At 59.5% G+C, this 16,613-nt stretch carries 18 protein-coding genes; 7 read left to right on the top strand and 11 right to left on the bottom strand.

All coding sequences use genetic code 11. The features are described 5' to 3' along the window. Positions 1 to 24 precede the first annotated feature (24 nt). Positions 25 to 462 (top strand): GNAT family N-acetyltransferase, encoded by a 438-nt coding sequence (locus ABH15_RS11545; RefSeq protein WP_128694538.1) that lies wholly within the window; start codon positions 25 to 27, stop codon positions 460 to 462. A gap of 25 nt (positions 463 to 487) precedes the next feature. Here ABH15_RS11545 and ABH15_RS11540 read toward each other — a convergent pair whose 3' ends face one another. From ABH15_RS11540 to ABH15_RS11500, 9 genes are all read right to left on the bottom strand, one after another. Then, on the bottom strand, positions 488 to 682 hold the full coding sequence (locus ABH15_RS11540; protein WP_338323537.1) for a rubredoxin: 195 nt from the start codon (positions 680 to 682) through the stop codon (positions 488 to 490). A gap of 59 nt (positions 683 to 741) precedes the next feature. Next, on the bottom strand, positions 742 to 1,290 hold the full coding sequence (locus ABH15_RS11535) for a GNAT family N-acetyltransferase (protein ID WP_206633455.1): 549 nt from the start codon (positions 1,288 to 1,290) through the stop codon (positions 742 to 744). 92 nt (positions 1,291 to 1,382) lie between these two features. Beyond that, a complete protein-coding gene (locus tag ABH15_RS11530) occupies positions 1,383 to 1,916 on the bottom strand; it encodes a MarR family winged helix-turn-helix transcriptional regulator (protein WP_128694537.1) in 534 nt (177 codons plus the stop codon). 48 nt (positions 1,917 to 1,964) lie between these two features. Next, positions 1,965 to 2,714, bottom strand: a complete 750-nt coding sequence (locus ABH15_RS11525; RefSeq protein ID WP_128694536.1) for an ABC transporter permease — start codon at positions 2,712 to 2,714, stop codon at positions 1,965 to 1,967. A 2-nt stretch (positions 2,715 to 2,716) separates the two neighbouring features. After that, a complete protein-coding gene (locus tag ABH15_RS11520; RefSeq protein WP_128694535.1) occupies positions 2,717 to 3,700 on the bottom strand; it encodes an ATP-binding cassette domain-containing protein in 984 nt (327 codons plus the stop codon). 56 nt (positions 3,701 to 3,756) lie between these two features. Further along, the gene (locus tag ABH15_RS11515) at positions 3,757 to 4,017 is read right to left on the bottom strand and encodes an AbrB/MazE/SpoVT family DNA-binding domain-containing protein (RefSeq protein WP_128694534.1); all 261 of its coding nucleotides are present in this window, start codon (positions 4,015 to 4,017) and stop codon (positions 3,757 to 3,759) included. A gap of 3 nt (positions 4,018 to 4,020) precedes the next feature. Next, a complete protein-coding gene (locus tag ABH15_RS11510; protein WP_128694533.1) occupies positions 4,021 to 4,608 on the bottom strand; it encodes a class I SAM-dependent methyltransferase in 588 nt (195 codons plus the stop codon). 219 nt (positions 4,609 to 4,827) lie between these two features. Next, a complete protein-coding gene (locus tag ABH15_RS11505; RefSeq protein ID WP_128694532.1) occupies positions 4,828 to 7,473 on the bottom strand; it encodes a PAS domain S-box protein in 2,646 nt (881 codons plus the stop codon). A 178-nt stretch (positions 7,474 to 7,651) separates the two neighbouring features. Further along, positions 7,652 to 8,227 carry a dihydrofolate reductase family protein gene (locus ABH15_RS11500; RefSeq protein WP_241648101.1) on the bottom strand — a complete coding sequence of 192 codons (576 nt, stop codon included), beginning with the start codon at positions 8,225 to 8,227 and terminating at the stop codon, positions 7,652 to 7,654. A 255-nt stretch (positions 8,228 to 8,482) separates the two neighbouring features. Here ABH15_RS11500 and ABH15_RS11495 point away from each other — a divergent pair, with 255 nt between their 5' ends. The 6 genes from ABH15_RS11495 (at position 8,483) to ABH15_RS11470 (ending at position 15,695) form a co-directional block, all read left to right on the top strand. After that, entirely contained in the window at positions 8,483 to 9,307 is an 825-nt protein-coding gene (locus tag ABH15_RS11495; protein ID WP_128694531.1) for a helix-turn-helix transcriptional regulator, read from the top strand. A 738-nt stretch (positions 9,308 to 10,045) separates the two neighbouring features. Beyond that, entirely contained in the window at positions 10,046 to 10,570 is a 525-nt protein-coding gene (locus ABH15_RS11490; RefSeq protein ID WP_128694530.1) for a hypothetical protein, read from the top strand. An 80-nt stretch (positions 10,571 to 10,650) separates the two neighbouring features. Beyond that, positions 10,651 to 11,547: an ion transporter gene (locus ABH15_RS11485; protein ID WP_128694529.1), complete on the top strand. Its 897-nt coding sequence runs from the start codon at positions 10,651 to 10,653 to the stop codon at positions 11,545 to 11,547. 52 nt (positions 11,548 to 11,599) lie between these two features. Then, a complete protein-coding gene (locus tag ABH15_RS11480) occupies positions 11,600 to 12,541 on the top strand; it encodes a UbiA family prenyltransferase (protein ID WP_241648100.1) in 942 nt (313 codons plus the stop codon). Positions 12,542 to 12,629: 88 nt separating this feature from the next. After that, entirely contained in the window at positions 12,630 to 13,253 is a 624-nt protein-coding gene (locus ABH15_RS11475; RefSeq protein WP_128694528.1) for a hypothetical protein, read from the top strand. Between the two features lie 195 nt (positions 13,254 to 13,448). Beyond that, positions 13,449 to 15,695 (top strand): efflux RND transporter permease subunit, encoded by a 2,247-nt coding sequence (locus ABH15_RS11470; protein ID WP_128694527.1) that lies wholly within the window; start codon positions 13,449 to 13,451, stop codon positions 15,693 to 15,695. A 34-nt stretch (positions 15,696 to 15,729) separates the two neighbouring features. On the opposite strand, the gene ABH15_RS11465 is transcribed toward ABH15_RS11470, so the two are convergent. Further along, on the bottom strand, positions 15,730 to 15,990 hold the full coding sequence (locus ABH15_RS11465; RefSeq protein WP_128694526.1) for a hypothetical protein: 261 nt from the start codon (positions 15,988 to 15,990) through the stop codon (positions 15,730 to 15,732). 26 nt (positions 15,991 to 16,016) lie between these two features. Next, positions 16,017 to 16,613: hypothetical protein (locus ABH15_RS11460; protein ID WP_206633454.1), on the bottom strand; the 597-nt coding region annotated here is incomplete at its 5' end.

Raw genomic sequence — 16,613 nt, 5'->3', positions numbered from 1 at the left:
TCGCCGGAAGAATACTGATACCTGATGGCCCGACTTATCCGCTTCGACGAACTGGACGGCCTGCTCCGGCTGTACCGGATTCTGCACCCGGAAGATCCGGTCTGCACCGATGCCGCCCGCCTGGAGTCGCTCTGGCGTGAGATATGCGACGACCCAAACCTCTTCTGCATCGTTCACGAAGAAGACGGCATGCCGGTCTCGTCGTGCACCCTCGCCGTCATTAAGAACCTCACGCGGGGATTCCGACCATATGGACTGATCGAGAACGTCATCACGCACCCCGGGTACCGGCGCAGGGGCTACGGGACAGAGGTGCTGCACGAGGCGATCCGTATTGCACGGGAGCGGGACTGCTACAAGGTGATGCTCCTGACGGGGGCGAAGGATGAAGGCACTCTCCGGTTCTACGAGAACGCCGGCTTTTCGCGGGGGGTCAAGACGGGTTTTGTCATCTCCCTGTAACGGCCTTCGCCCGGGTGTCAGTTCCTTATTTCGAGAGCCTGCTGAATGTCGGAATCTCGTATGTGACGAACTTGTCCTTCTCCGCAAGGCAGACCGGACAGCGCCAGGTGTTGGGCAGGTCCTCAAAAGCGGTTCCTGCCGGTATCGTCTCGGACGGCTCGCCCTTCTTCGGATCATAGATGTGCCCGCAGATGGAGCACTGGTACATAGCCATGGTCATCGGGAGAGGATTACCCGCCGCAGGGATAAATAGGTGAGGGGTGTGGCGAGGGGTGCTTTTCAGATCTCCTTCTGCATCCAGACGACATCGAAGGCCACGCCGCCCTTTCTGCCGACGTTTCTGAACCTGCCGCATTCGGTGAACCCGTTCTTTTCATGGAAGCGGATGCTCCCTGCGTTGCGGGACGAGATGCCGGCGAGGATACAGGTGATGCCCTTCTTTGCCCCATCCTGCGCCAGGTGCCCGAGCATCCGTGACCCGAGCCCCTTCCCGGTCAATGCCGGATCGATGAAGTATGTGATCTCGGCGGTGTGCGCGAACGCGGGGATGGGACTATGCGGCCGGAGCATCCCGAATCCGAGAAGCCTGCCGTCGGCGTCCTCTACCGCAACCGAAGGGTAGTCTTTCGCGATCGCGAGGAAGAAGTCGAAGAACTCATACGGCACTGTCTGCTCGGGATATGCTGCGAAGGTGTTCTCGACGTAGTAGTTGAAGAGGTCGATGACCGCTTTTTGGTCGCCGGCCTCGATCGGCCGCATCGAGTACTCCGGCAGTGCGGACACCCCGTCATCGGCGGTGTCATGGTTTGTCTGTGCATCGGAAGTCATGCTATCGTGGGTTCCTGTATCGAAAAATGGTATAGTTGCTAAACTATTTAGATTCGCTGCCCTGTGAGGGCGGGTGGCGGTGGAAAAAGTTGTTACTCCGGGGTTTTGCGTTTGCTTTCCAGAAACTGCTCCGTGAGGGCTTTTCTCACTGCAGGGCAGGATTCGAGCATCCCTTCGAGCTCCTCGAGGACACGCCGCAGATTTCGGGCGGCGTCCTGATCGAATCCGGCGATCTCTTCGGCCATCCTCCTGTTCACGGTCTCGTGGTAGAGCCGGTGCCACGCGAACGCCTCCCGCCCCCGATCGGTCAGGTGCAGCACGACGGTCTTTCTATCGCCCTCCCTGCCACCCCGTTCGAGGTAGCCCTTTGCTTCGAGTTTCTTCACTGTCTGTGAAACGGCGCCTTTCGTGATGCCGAGCCGGGACGCTATCTCCGAGACGCTCTCGTCCGGATGCCGTCCGGCCGCATCGATAAGGTGGACTTCGGAGGCGTGTAAGAGGACGCCGTGCCCGATATCGATCGGCTCCCGCTCGATCGCCGCGGCTTTGTTCAGGAGCCGGGCGATCAGATCCACGATCTCGGTCGCGGCCGCCTCCGAACCCGCCTCACCTGAATTGTGTATCATGTATACGGTATCCGGTGCGCCGTCCTGGTATCTGAAGGTTGCCGCCCTTCAGATACGGATCTTCCGGAAGAGGTACGCCCCGACGACGGTCATGAGCACGGCGCACCCGGCGAGGACGGCAAGACTGACGAGCGGATGGATCTGGGCTGTCCCTGAAAGGCCGTAGCGGATCCCCTCGACGCCGTAGGTCAGGGGGTTGGCGAGCGTCAGCGGCCGCAGCCAGCCCGGCAGGCTGTCGATGGGAAAGAGCGCTCCCGAGAGTCCGAAGATCGGGAAGATCACGAAGTTCATGATGAGCTGGAAGCCGTGCATATCCTCCATCCTCGACGCGATCGCGATGCCGAACGCGGTGAAGAGCACGCCGATCAGAGCCATGAACAGAACGGCGATCAGGAAACCTGCAATCCCGGTGGGTTCGAGCCCGATGAAGAGTGCAAGCACCATGATGATCAGCCCCTGGATGACCGCCGTCGTCGCTCCGCCGAGCGTCTGGCCGAGCATGATCTCGAGGCGCGAGACCGGGGCGACCAGCGTCTCTTTCAGAAACCCGAACTGCTTGTCCCAGATGATCTGGATCCCGGAGAAGACCGAGGTGAAGAGGACGCTCATCGCCACGACGCCGGGGATGATGAAGTTCATGTAGTCCCCTTCCATGCCCGGTATCCGGACGATCGAGTTCAGCCCGAACCCGAGCACCAGCATGAAGAAGAGCGGCATCCCGAGACTGCCGATGATCCTGCTCTTCGACCGCAGGTAGCGCTTGATGCTCCGCAGCCAGATGGTGTAGACGATATCCACGCCTACCGCCTCCCGGCCCGGTGGAACATGCGCATCGCCTCTTTGCCGCTTGCCTCCTCCTCCCGGATCGTCCTCCCCGTATAGTGCAGGAAGACATCCTCGAGCGTTGGTTTCCTCACCGAGAGCGAGGTGATGCCGATCCCCTTCTGGTGGATGGCGGTCACTATCCCGGGGATCTGCCGGTCGGCATCCTGCAGGCGGATGATCACCGAGTCATCGTGCTGTTCGATCCCGGAGACCCACGGTGCGTTCGGGAGCCCGGTGATTGCATCCGGGTCGGGCGAGGCTATGGTTATGACGTCGCCGCCGATCGAGGCCTTCAGGTTCGCCGGGGTGCCCTGCGCGATGATCGTCCCGCGGTCGATGAACGCCACCCGGTCGCAGAGCCGGTCGGCCTCCTCCATGTAGTGCGTGGTGAGGATGATGGTGATGCCCTTATCGTTGTTCAGCCGCTCGATGTATTCCCAGAGGTGGTTTCGCGTCTGCGGGTCGAGGCCGAGGGTGGGCTCGTCGAGGAAGAGCACCGTCGGCTCGTGGAGCAGCCCCCGGGCAATCTCAAGGCGGCGGCGCATGCCTCCCGAATAGGTCTTGACGAGGTCGTCTTTCCGGTCGTCGAGCCCGACGAGGGTCAGGAGCTCGCCGATCCGCTGCCGGCGCGTCTCACCGCCGATCCGGTAGAGGCGGCCGTGGAAGTCCATATTCTCGTATGCCGTCAGTTCTTCGTCCAGGCTCTGATCCTGGAAGACGATGCCGATGGACTTTCGGACACTGTCCTCTTCGGTCACGATATCGTGGCCGTTGACCGTCGCCGTGCCCGAGGTGGGTCTCTGCATCGTCGAAAGCATGGAGATGGTCGTCGTCTTTCCCGCTCCGTTCGGGCCGAGCAGCCCGAAGATCTCGCCGCTCTCAATGGCAAACGAGATGCCGTCGACGGCGACGAGCCCGTCGAAGGACTTTGTCAGGTTATGTACGTCTATCGCTGGCATGCATCTTATTCTCTGGTGGTACCTGTCTGGTATTTCGTTGCAGTTTGTTCCCTGGTTCACTCTTCAGGAGGTTCTTCCGGAGATTTTTCGAAGATCTGGAGCATCTTTTCAGCGATCCTGCGGAACTTATCCGCCTTGACGAGAGCGATCCCGTGAGCCTCGTTGCCGAGAACCATCAGGGTGTCGCCGGGTTTGATATCGAAGATCTCCCGTGCCTCTTTCGGGATGACGATCTGGCCGCGTTCACCGACCTTGACCGTCCCGAAGATGTGCTTCTTCTCGTCGTTGTCGTGGTTGCAGTGGTGGTTGTGGAACATCTTCTAGGTCGCCTCCTGTATGATCGCGGGCTGCACCGGCCGGCACCGCAGGTATCCACGGGTCTCCTCCTCGATCGTCCATGACCCCGACGTCTGGATAGCGCTCCGTGTCTTTTCCCGTGACTGGTGTCCGTCATCGATGATCAGGACGCCGTCCGGCTTTGTGATCCGCCGGATCTCTGCGAGGAATGCATCGGTATCCGGGATCATAAAGAACATATCCAAGGCGCAGACGAGATCGGCGGCGCTGTTAGGCAGGCCGGAATCGTATCCCTTTGCCAGGGTAGGAATGACGTTTGCAAGCCCTTTCTGCTTGATACGCTGCGAGATTGATTCGATGGCGAGTTCGTGGATGTCCACGGCGTAGACGGTGCCGTCCGGGCCGACGAGGTCGGAGACCGTTTTGATGTAGCTCCCCGGTCCGCAGCCGTAGTCCACGACGGTCATGCCCTTCCTGACCCCGAACGTCGCAAGCATCCGTTCCGGGGGTATGATGCTGTCCCTGATGCGGAACGCAAGCGACATCAGCCTGAAATGGGCGTCGGGCATCCGAAAGACCTTTTCTGTGGTGTTACATGCAGGTGCGGCCATCTGTCGCCCCCTCTCCCTCTGCAGGCTCTGGTAAGCCACTGTGGTGATCCTTATACATACTTATCCTCATTTGAACACAATTCATACTTTTCATACTAATCTGCTTCAGCATACTATATACCGGTTTCGGCAGACAGCATACCCGGAGCTCCGCCGCGACCGGGCAGGTGGAAAAAAGAGCATCCGCTCTGGAGACACCTGTAGAATGAATCGGGAAGCCTACTCAGTTATTCCCTCGAACCGATAGGCGCCCTCCGGCACGGTTATCTCGAACCGGGCACCTTCGCCGCTCTCGCCCGTCTCCCTGATGGTCATCCCGGTGATTGCAAGGATCTCGCGTATCAGGAACAGGCCGTAGCCCCGGTTCCTGCCGACCCCGCGTGTGAAGATCTTCTCTTTCCGGTTGACAGGTATCCCGATGCCGTCGTCCTCCCAGACGATGACGACCCCTTCGCTCGCAGGGCGGCAGTGCACATGTACCCCGGTCGCCCGCTCACCGTGGCGAATCGTATTGTCCATCAGATTTGCGAAGACTTTGTCGAGCATACGATCCGCATAGACGGCAAGCCCGGAAAGGTCGCATCTGACCGGCAGTTCTCCGGAGGATGCCCGTGCGATCACCGCAGAGACGCTCTGCCACGCCGGTTCCGCAGCACCGACCTGCTCGCAATCGCGGGTGAACTCGATCTGCTGCCGGATCGTCTCTGCAATCTTCTCAAGCATCCGGAGGTAGTCGAGTTGCTCAGGATCAGTGCTCCGCTCCTGCGCAAACGCGAGATATCCTGAAAGGGCGGTCACCTGGTTGAGGATGTCGTGCCGGGTGATCGCCGAGAGAAGGTGAAGCTTCCGATTGGCGAGCTGCAGTGCCTCTTCGGCCCGTTTCCGTTCGGTGATATCCCGCAAGACGCAGATCAGCCCCCCGTTCTCGAGGGCAGTGAGCGATACCTCCGCGGGGAACGTGCTTCCGTCTTTCTTCTTCCCCCTGGCGGTGCCCCGGTAGTTCCCGGCGTGAACGAACGCCGGCAGGATATCTCGCTCGAACCGCAGGAGTTCCTCGGTATCATACAGAACCCGCCATGATCTCCCGATGAGTTCTCCGGGACTGTCATACCCGTATATCCCGATATAAGCCCGGTTCATGTAGATATGATTCCGATCGGCGTCGAAGATGGCCATGCCATCGATAGCCGTCTCCATGGCATCCGTCTGCTCTCTGAGCCTCTCCTCAAAGCGCATGCGTTCGGTGATGTCGGTAATATAGCCCTCGAGGGCGACAAGCTCGCCGCCCGCGTTGAGGATCCCGCGCCCCTGCTCCCAGACCCATTTTTCCTCGCCGTCCCGGGTGATCAGGCGGAAGACCAGCTGGAAAGGCCGTTGCTCCGCCAGCGCCGCCTGCACCTCCTGCCAGATCCGCTCGCGGTCGTCCGGGTGGATCAGGTCGCCGTAGACGACCTTCCGGCTCCCGACGATCTCATCCGGGGTGTAACCGGTTAGATCGACCGCACCGTCGCTCAGAAACTCCATCGTCCAGTCGCGGTCGTTTCTGCAGCGGTAGGCCATCCCGAGAAGATTTGAAAACAGGGTCGAGAGACGCCGTTCGCTCTCCTCAAGATCCTGTTCCGCCCGCTTTCGTTCGGTGATATCCTCGGCCACGCTCAGGACTGCGGGCGTCTCGCCCCAGGTGACCACCTGGGCGTGCACGAGGAGCGGAAAGGTCGTGCCGTTTTTCCGCCGGTGTGCGACTTCGAAGACTGCTTCGCCCATCTCCTGTAACTGCTGCATCCGGGGCTCGATCAGGTCGGCGGATGCCGGTACGTCGAGGTCGTGCAGATTGATAGCGAAAAGCTCCTCTCTGGTGTAGCCGTGCAGATCGTATGTGCGCTGGTTGGCGTACAGGAATCGCCCCTCCAGATCGTGCACGGTGATGGAGCACGGTGCGGCGTCAACGATCCGGGTCAGGATCTTTCTCTCTTCACCTGCACGCTTCTGTTCGGTGATGTCCACGAGAGAGGCGACCGACTGATCCGCTTCCGGAATGATGCCGACGGTCAAATGAATATGCTTCACCTCCCCGGAGCGGTCGCAAAATCGGAATTCATACCGGTTCGGCACGTCCGGAAGGCCGGCTCTCCGGCTCTTGTGATAGCGCTTCATCCGCTCCAGGTCGTCCGGGTGCGTAAAGTCGGTCCACCGTTTCGTCCCTTCAATCTCCTGCCGTGAAAACCCGGAGAGACGCTCGAATGCACTGTTCGCGAGGGAGATGGTCATGTCTTGCTCAATGATGATCGTCGCCGAACCCGTGTTCTCGAATATTCCCCGGTACTGGTTCCGCGACTCCCGCAGTGCCTGCTGTGCAGCGCCGATCTCCTCGACCTGCTGACGCATCTCCTCTTCTGCGGCGGCGAGTTGCTCGTTTGCGAGGAGCAGCGCATCGTGCCTCCGCTGCAGTTCCTGCTCGGCACGCCTGCCGGCGACGGCGTGGCGGATCTTGTGCAGGAGCACGGTAAACTGCGCCTTCGGATCGCCGCCCTTCTGGACGTAGAAGTCGGCGCCGCTGTTGAGCGCCTCGACGGCCACCTCTTCCCGGCCCCTGCCGGTGAAGATGATGAACGGGATATCATCGCCCCGCCCCCGGAGGTGCTGCAGGAGGTCGATGCCGTCCATCCCCGGCATCTGGTAGTCCGAGACGACGGCGTCGAATCCGCCCCGGTCGAGCAGCCGGAGCGCTTCGGGCGCGTTCGCCGTCGTCGTTACGGCGATATCGCCTGACCGCTCCAGAAAGAGTTTCCCGACATCGAGCAGGGCTGGTTCGTCGTCGACGTACAGAAGGGAGATGACCGCCGAGCATGCCCCGTCGGGAACCATAGTGAGTAATAGTTACAAGCCGGACATAATCCTATCGATCGCATCACTCCTCGGAAAAACTTGTATTCATAGATTTTACCGGTGCGGGGGTTCCGGTCACCCGGTAGAGCAGGTGGACGGCACCCCCGGCGAGCGGCGTCGAGCGTATCAGTTCGAGACCGACCGGTCCGTGACGGATTCAAACAGCTTTCTCTGCCGGTCTCCCGCGATTCCCCGGTGACACGATCAGGCTGATCTCACCGGCAATGCCTTCCTCGAGAAGAGCGCCGGTGAGTGCGCCGCCGCTGTCCGAGACGATGCACGAGAGGGCGTGCTCGTCCGCAAGCCTCCGGACGGCGCTCCGGAGGTCGACGCGGTTTCGGCCACAGCGGATAAACGGGTACTCCCGCTCCGCAAGATAGTCCAGGTACTCCTGCGGCGTCTCGTCGGCGACGAGGACGATGACATCCCTGATATGCTCAAGTCGCCTGAAGAAATGCAGCCGATCTTTCAGCACCCCCCCGCTGTCGACGAAGACGCCGACCGGACGCCTGTCACCGGGACGGAGGGTGGATCTCTGGCGGTCGGACGCCTCCTCCGGAGGGAACCTCCACGGAGCGGCATCGATGCTCGCTGCTGCCGAAGCCGACCCCGTGAGAACCGCATCCGGCTCAAACGACATCAGCACGGCGTAATGCCTCTCAAGGTCGATGGCAAAACCGGTAAACGCGGTATCGAGGCTGATGGTGGTGTGAACGATGACGTTCGGGTGCATGGAGACTGGTTGGGCGGATTTTTATTTATTTCACCTGATGCTACGTCTCCAGAGTCACCGGGTGTTCCGGAGCGGTCCGCATCCGGTGATGCTTTGGGATGTACCTGTCAAACCTGAGATAAAATGGCATCGGGGCGGTTTCAACCTCTTGCCCGGCATATGAGGTCGATAGAAGGTGGCCTACAGCATCCGGAGGCATCTGCGAGCAAGGATGATAAAAGGCTTAAGCAGTGAAAATGAACGTCTATATGGAATATGGAAGATCCTGGCTTAATTGAGATCTACGGGGAGTTCTGTGATGATATTCAGGCCATCTTCCGATCGGGAATCCTTACGCAGATCTTGATCGCCCTCTACAGCGGGGAGCAGACCCTTGCCGATCTGCGAACGATCACCGGCAGTTCTTCTCAGACCCTCATTCCCCGGATCCGGCAGCTTGAGTCACTTCACTATGTCGAGTCGAAACCCGGCAGATGCGCGTTGACGCCGCTCGGGGAGATTGTGGTGGATGAGATCGGGCACCTCGTCCGGTTAATGGCCGGTATCCATAAGCACGGGGATTTCTGGGTCACCCATGACATTGCCTCTATCCCCGAACCGTTCCGGAAGAGTCTCGGAGACCTCTACGACGCGACGGTCATCCGTGCCGTCGCGGAGAATATCCTCAATGTACACACGCAGTTTCTGCAGATCCTCAACCGGGCGGAATGGATACACGCAGTATCATCGATAACGACTCCCAATCTTGCCGAGGTGCTCCGAAACCTCGCTTTAAGGGGCACGCCTATCGAACTGGTCGTCCCCGAGTCCCTTGCCGAGAAACTGCTGAGCCCGCCCTATGCGGATATGAAAGGCGATCTGGTCGGTATCGATACGTTCGCACTGTACGTATCTCCCGAACCCTTTCAGCTCGGAATGACCGCCACCGATTCTTATCTCTCTCTTGGCCTCTATAAACGGGGTACTGAGATATATGACCTTGACTCCGACCTTGTCAGCAGCGATCCACGGGCGCTCTTGTGGGGAGAGCAGCTCTTTCAGCATTATAAGGCAGGAGCAAAGAAATTCTGCCTCGAGTGACCGCTTCGGGCTCCAGAATGGATCCGACCTTCCTCCGGGATCTTTTTCATGGTGTTTTATCTGTTCTTTTTGGGATTGGACACAAACGATACAGTTATATCCCGTTATGCACTACAATTCATCTGTACGGTGAATATTATCCGAACGGACTAACTATTCATCGTCGGTACGGATAGCAGACTGATGCGGTTCCCACCACCAACCGCATTATGATTATCGACATGCAGGGAGGTTCTGTGAAAACGATGCCAGAAGATCTTCATTCAGGTGAAGAGAACGGCGGAAAGGCAGCAATGGAAGAACTGCCCGGACGGTGCAGGTACTCTGCCTGCCCGTATTATGAGCCGGAACGGGACTACTGTCTGCAGATCGAGCTACCCGTAACGAGACTTTTTACCTGCCCCATAACCTCTATACACGTTACCTCCGGCCGATCCGGCCATTCTTTTTTTAGCAGGGCGTCACAGAGGTCCCCGAGCAGTCACCTGTAAGGGCACTGCTTTTCCATCGCCCGGGTCTCGTGGCGATCACATCTCTACATGCTCAAGTCACTCCATTCCGTGGACTGCCGGCTGATACTGCACCCCGCCTGCTCGCTAAGAGTATTCCGGTAAGCGGATCCGGTCTGCGGGAGGGCTTTCTCCTCGCTGTTGTTGGATGCATGAGGCAGTGTCATGCGGCGTGCCGGTCTGTCGGGAGAGTACTTTATGAGATACCGGCACCGTGCTGTCAACCTGGATGCCGTCCTGCAGCGATATCTTCGAGTGCGAAAACCGTATCCGGTCCCGGAACCATGAAGTCGCGTGTATCTTTAAGGACTACCATACTCTCCTGAAAGGCGGGATCACCCAGAGTTATATCTTCGGTGTCGGGTTCACCGAAGAGGAGTTTCTGCTGATGGCAGGGAACATCCTCACCCACAACCATACCGGGGATTACACGAACTCCTTCTCGCTCGGGGATGTAACAAAGGCGGCTGAGGCCGACCTTCGGGAGATACGGGTCGTCGGAAAGAGGTTCACCTACTCGATGAGGCCCGGGAATCATGGCTGGCCGGGGGCGGATGCCATTGCAGCAAAGTACCGGGAGATCGAAGGCGACTATCGTTTTTACCTGCACTTCCGGATCACCCTTCTCGGCATCGCCGCCCGTGAGCGGATCCCTCCCGGAGATGAGACCCGCTTCTTCAACCACCTCATCTGGGAGCGCCTCGCGGCAGAGATGGATCTCCTGTACCACCGGGAACCCTGGCCCGCACCGTAGCGGAGAGGGCGGGGTTCATCGCCGCCTGCCTCACACCAGCACTTATTATCCGAATATGACCAACTCATAATGACAAGCAGATGTACCGCCAGCTGAAGTCGACGATCTACGAATCCCTCGAGCCGCATCCCGTAAGCGACGGCGCCGGCAGATTTTTCGATATCTTCATCATGGCGCTTATCGTCGCCAACGTCTTCGTGGTGGTTCTCGAGTCGGTCGACGGCATTGCTCTGCAGTATGCATCATTCTTTATCGCCTTCGACCTCTTCTCCGTCACTGTCTTCGTGATAGAATATGTCCTTCGCCTCTGGACGTGCACGGCGAACCCGGCGTTCCGGGGTGCAGTCGTGGGCAGACTCCGGTATGCGGCAACCCCGCTCGCTCTCGTGGATCTCCTCGCGATACTGCCGTTCCTCATCCCGATGATCATTCCGCTCGACCTCCGGTTCATCCGGGCGATCCGGCTGATGCGTGTCTTTGGTATTCTCAAGATGGGGAGGTACTCGTATGCAAGCGACATGCTCGTGCGGGCGATCAACAGGGAGAAGGAGGTCATCGCCATTATCTTCTGCAGCCTCCTCATTCTGCTGGTCTTCGCTTCGAGTCTGATGTACTACGCCGAGTATGAGGCGCAGCCCGAAGCCTTTTCGAGTATTCCGGCTGCAATGTGGTGGGCGGTGGCCACGCTGACGACCGTGGGCTACGGCGACGTGTACCCGATTACACCGCTCGGGAAACTGCTCGGGGGCGTGATAGCCCTCATCGGCATCGGAATGTTCGCTCTGCCTGCGGGCGTCTTCACCTCTGCATTTATGGAGGAGGTTCAGAAGAGGCGATCGGGGTGCGAGGAGAGACCGGCCGTGAGAACGCCTGAAGAGATTGCGGATCTCCTCGAACGGTTCTCGAGCCTGAAACAGGCAGGCAGCATCAGTGAAGAGGAGTTCCTCGCTCAGAAACGCCGGATTCTCGGGAAGTGATCGCTCCGGTGGAAGGTATTTCTGCCAGGCGGTCTATCACTGAAAGAAGACTGTGAGACCTCCTTCACCTGCAGGAAGCGATTCGACGGGCGACGGTACGATACAGACACTTCGGGCGCTCGGCGATCTGACGCGAGCCCATTTCATCGTTATCTGGCCTCTGCTCTTCTGTTCAGGCCTCCTGCTCGCATTAGACACCTATGGTGGCTTCTCCTTTCGGACGCTGATTCTGGCGGCGTTTATCGGCCTCTTCGGCTTTGAGGCCGGGCTTGTCCTCAACGACTACATCGACCGGAACCTCGACAGACGGGATGTCGACGGAACCCTTACGCGCTACTGGCGGCCGTTTCACGAGCGGCCGCTGCCGTCGGGGAAGATAACCTCCGAAGCGGCGCTCCGCCTCTTTCTGCTGCTCGCGGCCGCCGCCGCTGTCCTGATTGCTTTCCTTCCCTACCCGCACTCCCTGTACGTCGCCGGAATCATGGCGTACTCCTACGCCGCCGAGTCGTTCTACCAGGTGAAGAAGCGAGACCAGACGGTTCCCATCGCCCAGGTGCTCGGGAGAACGGACTTCGCACTCTTCCCGGTCGCCGGCTACCTCGTGGCGGGCAGTCCGGATACCACTGCCCTGCTCTACTTTCTCTTCTTCTATCCCTGGACGCTCGCACACCTTGCCGTCAACGATCTGGCGGATATCACGAACGACAGGGCAAAGGGAATGGCGACGATCCCGGTGCTCTACGGGATGAGCGGCGCGGCGCGGTGGGTGCTCCTCTTCACGGTAGCCCACGGGCTCCTCGCCGTCATCTTCGCCTGGGCTCTCGGGCCTATAGCCGCCGGCGGATTCGCCCTCGGATTTACCCTCCTCATTCTGGCGAACTATCGTATCCTGAGCGGGAAGACTGCCGGTGCGGCGATGCGGGCGCTCCCGCTCTTTCACGCCTCCCTGCTCATCTATATCGTCGCGATCATCACCGCTGCCGTGGTTCCGTAATACCGATGTTCCCCGACGGTTGAATGTCAAATAGAAACTCATAAGTATTCCTTTAGCCTGCATACCCCGTATAAAGGACGTGATACGTATGAAATCGTCTCATATGAACCTGATTCTCCCGAAACTTGCTATTCTGCTCGGGATTGGCCTCTGTCTTACCGCGGGCTGCACCTCGAGCCCGACGGAAGAGCCGGTAACGACGACGAATCCGACCGTAACACCGGTCGGTGAAGCCGTGGTGCCGACGGCAGAGGCGGGCTCTTCAGCCTCCGCTGCAGGTACTGCTACTGCAGTCGACTACGAAAGCCTCATCGCGCTCCTGCCTGCCGCACCTGCCGGCTGGACGGCGGACGAACCGGTCGGCGGGAGCATGAACGCTGCCGACGCGGCGTGGAGCTGGGCCGCACGCGACTACACCAAAGGTGACGTGACGGCGACGGTCTCGATCCAGGACTCTGCCTATCAGGAGGTCGGGCAGTGGGCGGTATGGGATACGCTCACGTCCATCGAGACGACCGAAGGCTACTACCGGCAGGGCACGACCGGCGGTTATCCCTCCTGGGAAGTCTACTCAAAGCCGGCCTCTTACGGCAGATGGGTCGGGGTGAATGACCGGTTCATTGTGATCGTCTCTGTCGAGGACGGGACGGCAGGCGACCTTGAGGCGTTCGCCAACGCGATTGACTATCAGCGTCTCGGGAGCCTGGGATAATCCCCGGTTCCTCCTTTTCTCCCATCTCACAGCCCGGTTTCCGGCCGCTCCCGGACCGCAGTTCAGGCAGAACCGCACTCGCAGAAGCAGGAGGCGGAAACATGCGTTGCTGCCATACTCCGATCTGTTGTCTCGTTCGCAACAAACCCTTTATGAGTCCTCGTGGTCAACCCTACTGCCAAGCGGAGGAAGTGCGTGAAGTCACTATTTCATCTGATCGCCGATCTGATCAATCGCAGGCCTCTGGCCGTAGCGGCAGTCTTCATGCTCGTCTTTGTCATCGCGATATACGGCATGGGCCAGACTACGATGCAGACGGGCAGCGATACCTACATCGATAAGGACACCACGCGGGGTGCTCTGCTCGATACGTATACGGATACGTTCAAATCCGACGCGGTGATGCTGCTCGTCGAGTCCGATAATATCCTCGACCCGGAGACGCTGGCATACCTCGACCGCCTCCAGGCGGAGATCGCCGGCGCACGGCACGTCACCGGAACATCGAGCATCGTCGATCTCGTCAAGCAGGTCAACGGAGGCGTCCTCCCCACCTCGGAAGCGGACATCATCGCCGCCAAGGAGCGCGTGCCCGCAGAACAACTCAACCGGTTCGCCCCGTCGAATCTGATGACGGTCGGTATCGTCACGCTTGAACCCGGCCTCACGATGGAGGTCAAGACGGAAGTGCTCAACGATATGGAGTCGCGGATCCGCCTCTCCGATATGCCGCCAGGCGTAAAGGTGACCGTATCCGGTGATGCCGCGTTCAGCAAGCAGATGAGCGAAGAGATGGGCACCAGTATGGGCGTCCTCATCGGAGCGGCCATGCTGCTGATGGTGCTCGCCGTTGCCCTTCTCTTCGGCCACGTCCGCTACCGGTTCCTGCCGGTCTTCGTCGTCGCTGCCGGCCTTATCATGACGTTCGGCATCATGGGACTTGTGGGTATCCCGATCAGTATGGTGGTCATCGGTGCGTTTCCGGTGCTGATCGGTATCGGGATCGACTACGCCATCCAATTCCAGTCCCGGTTCGACGAAGAGATGCAGTCCTCGACGATACCGCAGGCGGTCGTCACCACCGTGGCAAACTCAGGGCCTGCGATCTTCTACGCGATGGTGGCAACCTCGCTCGGCTTCATCGCCATGTGGATCTCGCCGGTGCCGATGGTGCGTGACTTCGGGCTGATCTGTGTCATCGGGGTTATCAGCTGTTACCTCGCGGCGCTTATCATCGTCCCGACCTTCGGTACCCTGATCAAGTACCGGCCGAAAGCCACGGGAGGGGTCGCCGGCGGTGCGACCATGGAGGTCTACGACCGCTTCCTCGGGAACGTCGCCGGAAAGATCGCGAAGAATCCGATACCTCTCATCGTTATCCTCGGTATCGTTGCCGTCGCTGGCGTCCAGCTTGACAGCCGGATTCCCATCAACTCCGACGAGGAGACCTTCGTCCCCTCCGATATGCCGGCGGTGGTCGATCTGCATAAAGTCTCGCGGGTGATGGGGTCGACCGAGAGCATGCCGATCTTCGTCCGCGGTTACGGGGTGACGGAGCTTGACGGCCTGACCTGGATGAAGGAGTTCCAGGACTATGAACTGGCGCACAATGACAAGATAACGTCCGCCACGAGCATTGTCACCTATGTTCTGCAGTACAACAACGGCACCATGCCCGCAACGGATCGCGAAGCGGCCGAGGTGCTTGAGCGTATACCGGAAGCGACGCGTGATCAGTATATCAGCGGCAATACCGAGGCGATAATCGAGTTCGGGCTCGTGGAGATGGAGAACGATGTCGCCCTCTCGCTCGTAGAGCGGATGACTGACGATATCGCCTGGATGAGTCCGCCGCCGGGCATCACCGCAACCCCGACAGGGATGCTCGAGATGTTTACGAACCTTATGAACGATATCTCGGAGAGCAAGACCACGATGACCCTCCTCGGGTTCGGGCTGATCCTGCTCTTCCTGATCTTTGTCTACCGGAAGTTTACGGCCATCTCCCCGATCATCCCCATTATATTCATCGTCGGCTGGAACGGCGCGATTATGTTCATCCTCGGGATCGACTACTCGCCGATGACGGCAACACTCGGGTCGATGACGATCGGTGTGGCCTCGGAGTATACGATCCTGATCATGGAGCGCTACCAGGAGGAACGTGCGCGTGGAAGGGAAAAGGTCGAGGCCATCCGGCAGGCCGTGCAGAAGATCGGAACTGCCATCACCGTCTCGGGCATGACAACGGTCTTCGGGTTCTCAGCCCTGTTGCTCTCGACGTTCAATATCATCAAGAACTTCGGCGTGGTGACGGTCATTACCGTCGGATTCTCGCTGATAGGCGCGATCCTCGTGATGCCTGCCGTCCTCTCCCTGATGGGGCGGTTCTCGAAGAGTGCCCCGGCAGGGGCGGCGCACGAGGAACAGCCGACCGGGTAACCCTTTTTTGTTCGTGACGGCCGGCAGTCACAGTCTATCGTCTCCGCCTCACCCAGAAGAGGAGAGCAAGAGCTGCAGTCGCGAGCACCTCCGGTCTGCTGAGCGCATCGAGCCGTGTCGCGCTACCTGCCGTGGTGCCATCGCCTTTCACCATCCCGCCGGGCGGGATCGATAAGGATGCCGCACCGTCGTCGGAGACAATCCGCTGGCCCGATGCCGGTGGAACTGCAACGCCCGCGATGATGAGGGTTGCGAGGAGCAGATGCATGCCGGTAGCGCGGAGACTCCCGTCCATGGTTCGCACCGAAAAAATGTGTGGGGTTATACGGTGAGGGCGCCGAGGCTGCCCGGATCCCGCATGAAGAGCCAGTAGCCTTTCATCGGAACCATCGTCTGGTTCTCACCCTGCGCACCGTTGATGATCACCTGTTCGTACTGCTGAGTCTCGGCATTGTATCCGAGCAGGTAGACCCAGTTGTCCTCGACCGACTGCAGGGTTTCGTTCGCCGATCGGGGCTGTGTATCGGCAAGTCCGATACCGCTCCAGCCTTCGGCGAGATCCTTGCTCGCAGGAACATTCACCGGATCGGTGCTGACGTTTAAGGTGACGTTCGTCGTTTCGCTCGAATAGACCCAGTAGGCATCCAGCACCTCAAGGACGGTGTCATTTGCGAGCGTTTCCCAGCCTGAAGCCTGGGTAAACCTGTACACTTCCCGTCCCGCCATATCGACATCCTGGAAGACGGCTTCTATCGTATCGTTCCCTTCTGTGAGTTCGGTCGGGATCGAGATGAAGTTCCATCCCTCGTAGAGCTGGAGTTGCATCGTCGATACGTTGCCCATGGTCTGGTTGTCGGTCACGTTGCCCATGGTCTGGTTGTCGGTCACGTTGCCCATGGTCTGGTTGTCGGTCACGTT

The sequence above is a fragment of the Methanoculleus taiwanensis genome (assembly GCF_004102725.1).
Taxonomy (GTDB): Archaea; Halobacteriota; Methanomicrobia; order Methanomicrobiales; family Methanoculleaceae; genus Methanoculleus_A; species Methanoculleus_A taiwanensis.
This window is presented reverse-complemented; position numbering and strand designations above follow the sequence as displayed.

What these genes read in the sequence shown, in the direction of transcription:
- ABH15_RS11475 (WP_128694528.1), top strand. Translation starts at nt 12,630, where the DNA reads ATGAAATCGTCTCATATGAACCTGATTCTCCCGAAACTTGCTATTCTG.
- ABH15_RS11540 (WP_338323537.1), bottom strand. Translation starts at nt 682, where the DNA reads ATGACCATGGCTATGTACCAGTGCTCCATCTGCGGGCACATCTATGAT.
- ABH15_RS11510 (WP_128694533.1), bottom strand. Translation starts at nt 4,608, where the DNA reads ATGGCCGCACCTGCATGTAACACCACAGAAAAGGTCTTTCGGATGCCC.
- ABH15_RS11530 (WP_128694537.1), bottom strand. Translation starts at nt 1,916, where the DNA reads ATGATACACAATTCAGGTGAGGCGGGTTCGGAGGCGGCCGCGACCGAG.
- ABH15_RS11545 (WP_128694538.1), top strand. Translation starts at nt 25, where the DNA reads ATGGCCCGACTTATCCGCTTCGACGAACTGGACGGCCTGCTCCGGCTG.
- ABH15_RS11520 (WP_128694535.1), bottom strand. Translation starts at nt 3,700, where the DNA reads ATGCCAGCGATAGACGTACATAACCTGACAAAGTCCTTCGACGGGCTC.
- ABH15_RS11485 (WP_128694529.1), top strand. Translation starts at nt 10,651, where the DNA reads ATGTACCGCCAGCTGAAGTCGACGATCTACGAATCCCTCGAGCCGCAT.
- ABH15_RS11465 (WP_128694526.1), bottom strand. Translation starts at nt 15,990, where the DNA reads ATGGACGGGAGTCTCCGCGCTACCGGCATGCATCTGCTCCTCGCAACC.
- ABH15_RS11515 (WP_128694534.1), bottom strand. Translation starts at nt 4,017, where the DNA reads ATGTTCCACAACCACCACTGCAACCACGACAACGACGAGAAGAAGCAC.
- ABH15_RS11495 (WP_128694531.1), top strand. Translation starts at nt 8,483, where the DNA reads ATGGAAGATCCTGGCTTAATTGAGATCTACGGGGAGTTCTGTGATGAT.
- ABH15_RS11535 (WP_206633455.1), bottom strand. Translation starts at nt 1,290, where the DNA reads ATGACTTCCGATGCACAGACAAACCATGACACCGCCGATGACGGGGTG.
- ABH15_RS11490 (WP_128694530.1), top strand. Translation starts at nt 10,046, where the DNA reads ATGCCGTCCTGCAGCGATATCTTCGAGTGCGAAAACCGTATCCGGTCC.
- ABH15_RS11505 (WP_128694532.1), bottom strand. Translation starts at nt 7,473, where the DNA reads ATGGTTCCCGACGGGGCATGCTCGGCGGTCATCTCCCTTCTGTACGTC.
- ABH15_RS11500 (WP_241648101.1), bottom strand. Translation starts at nt 8,227, where the DNA reads ATGCACCCGAACGTCATCGTTCACACCACCATCAGCCTCGATACCGCG.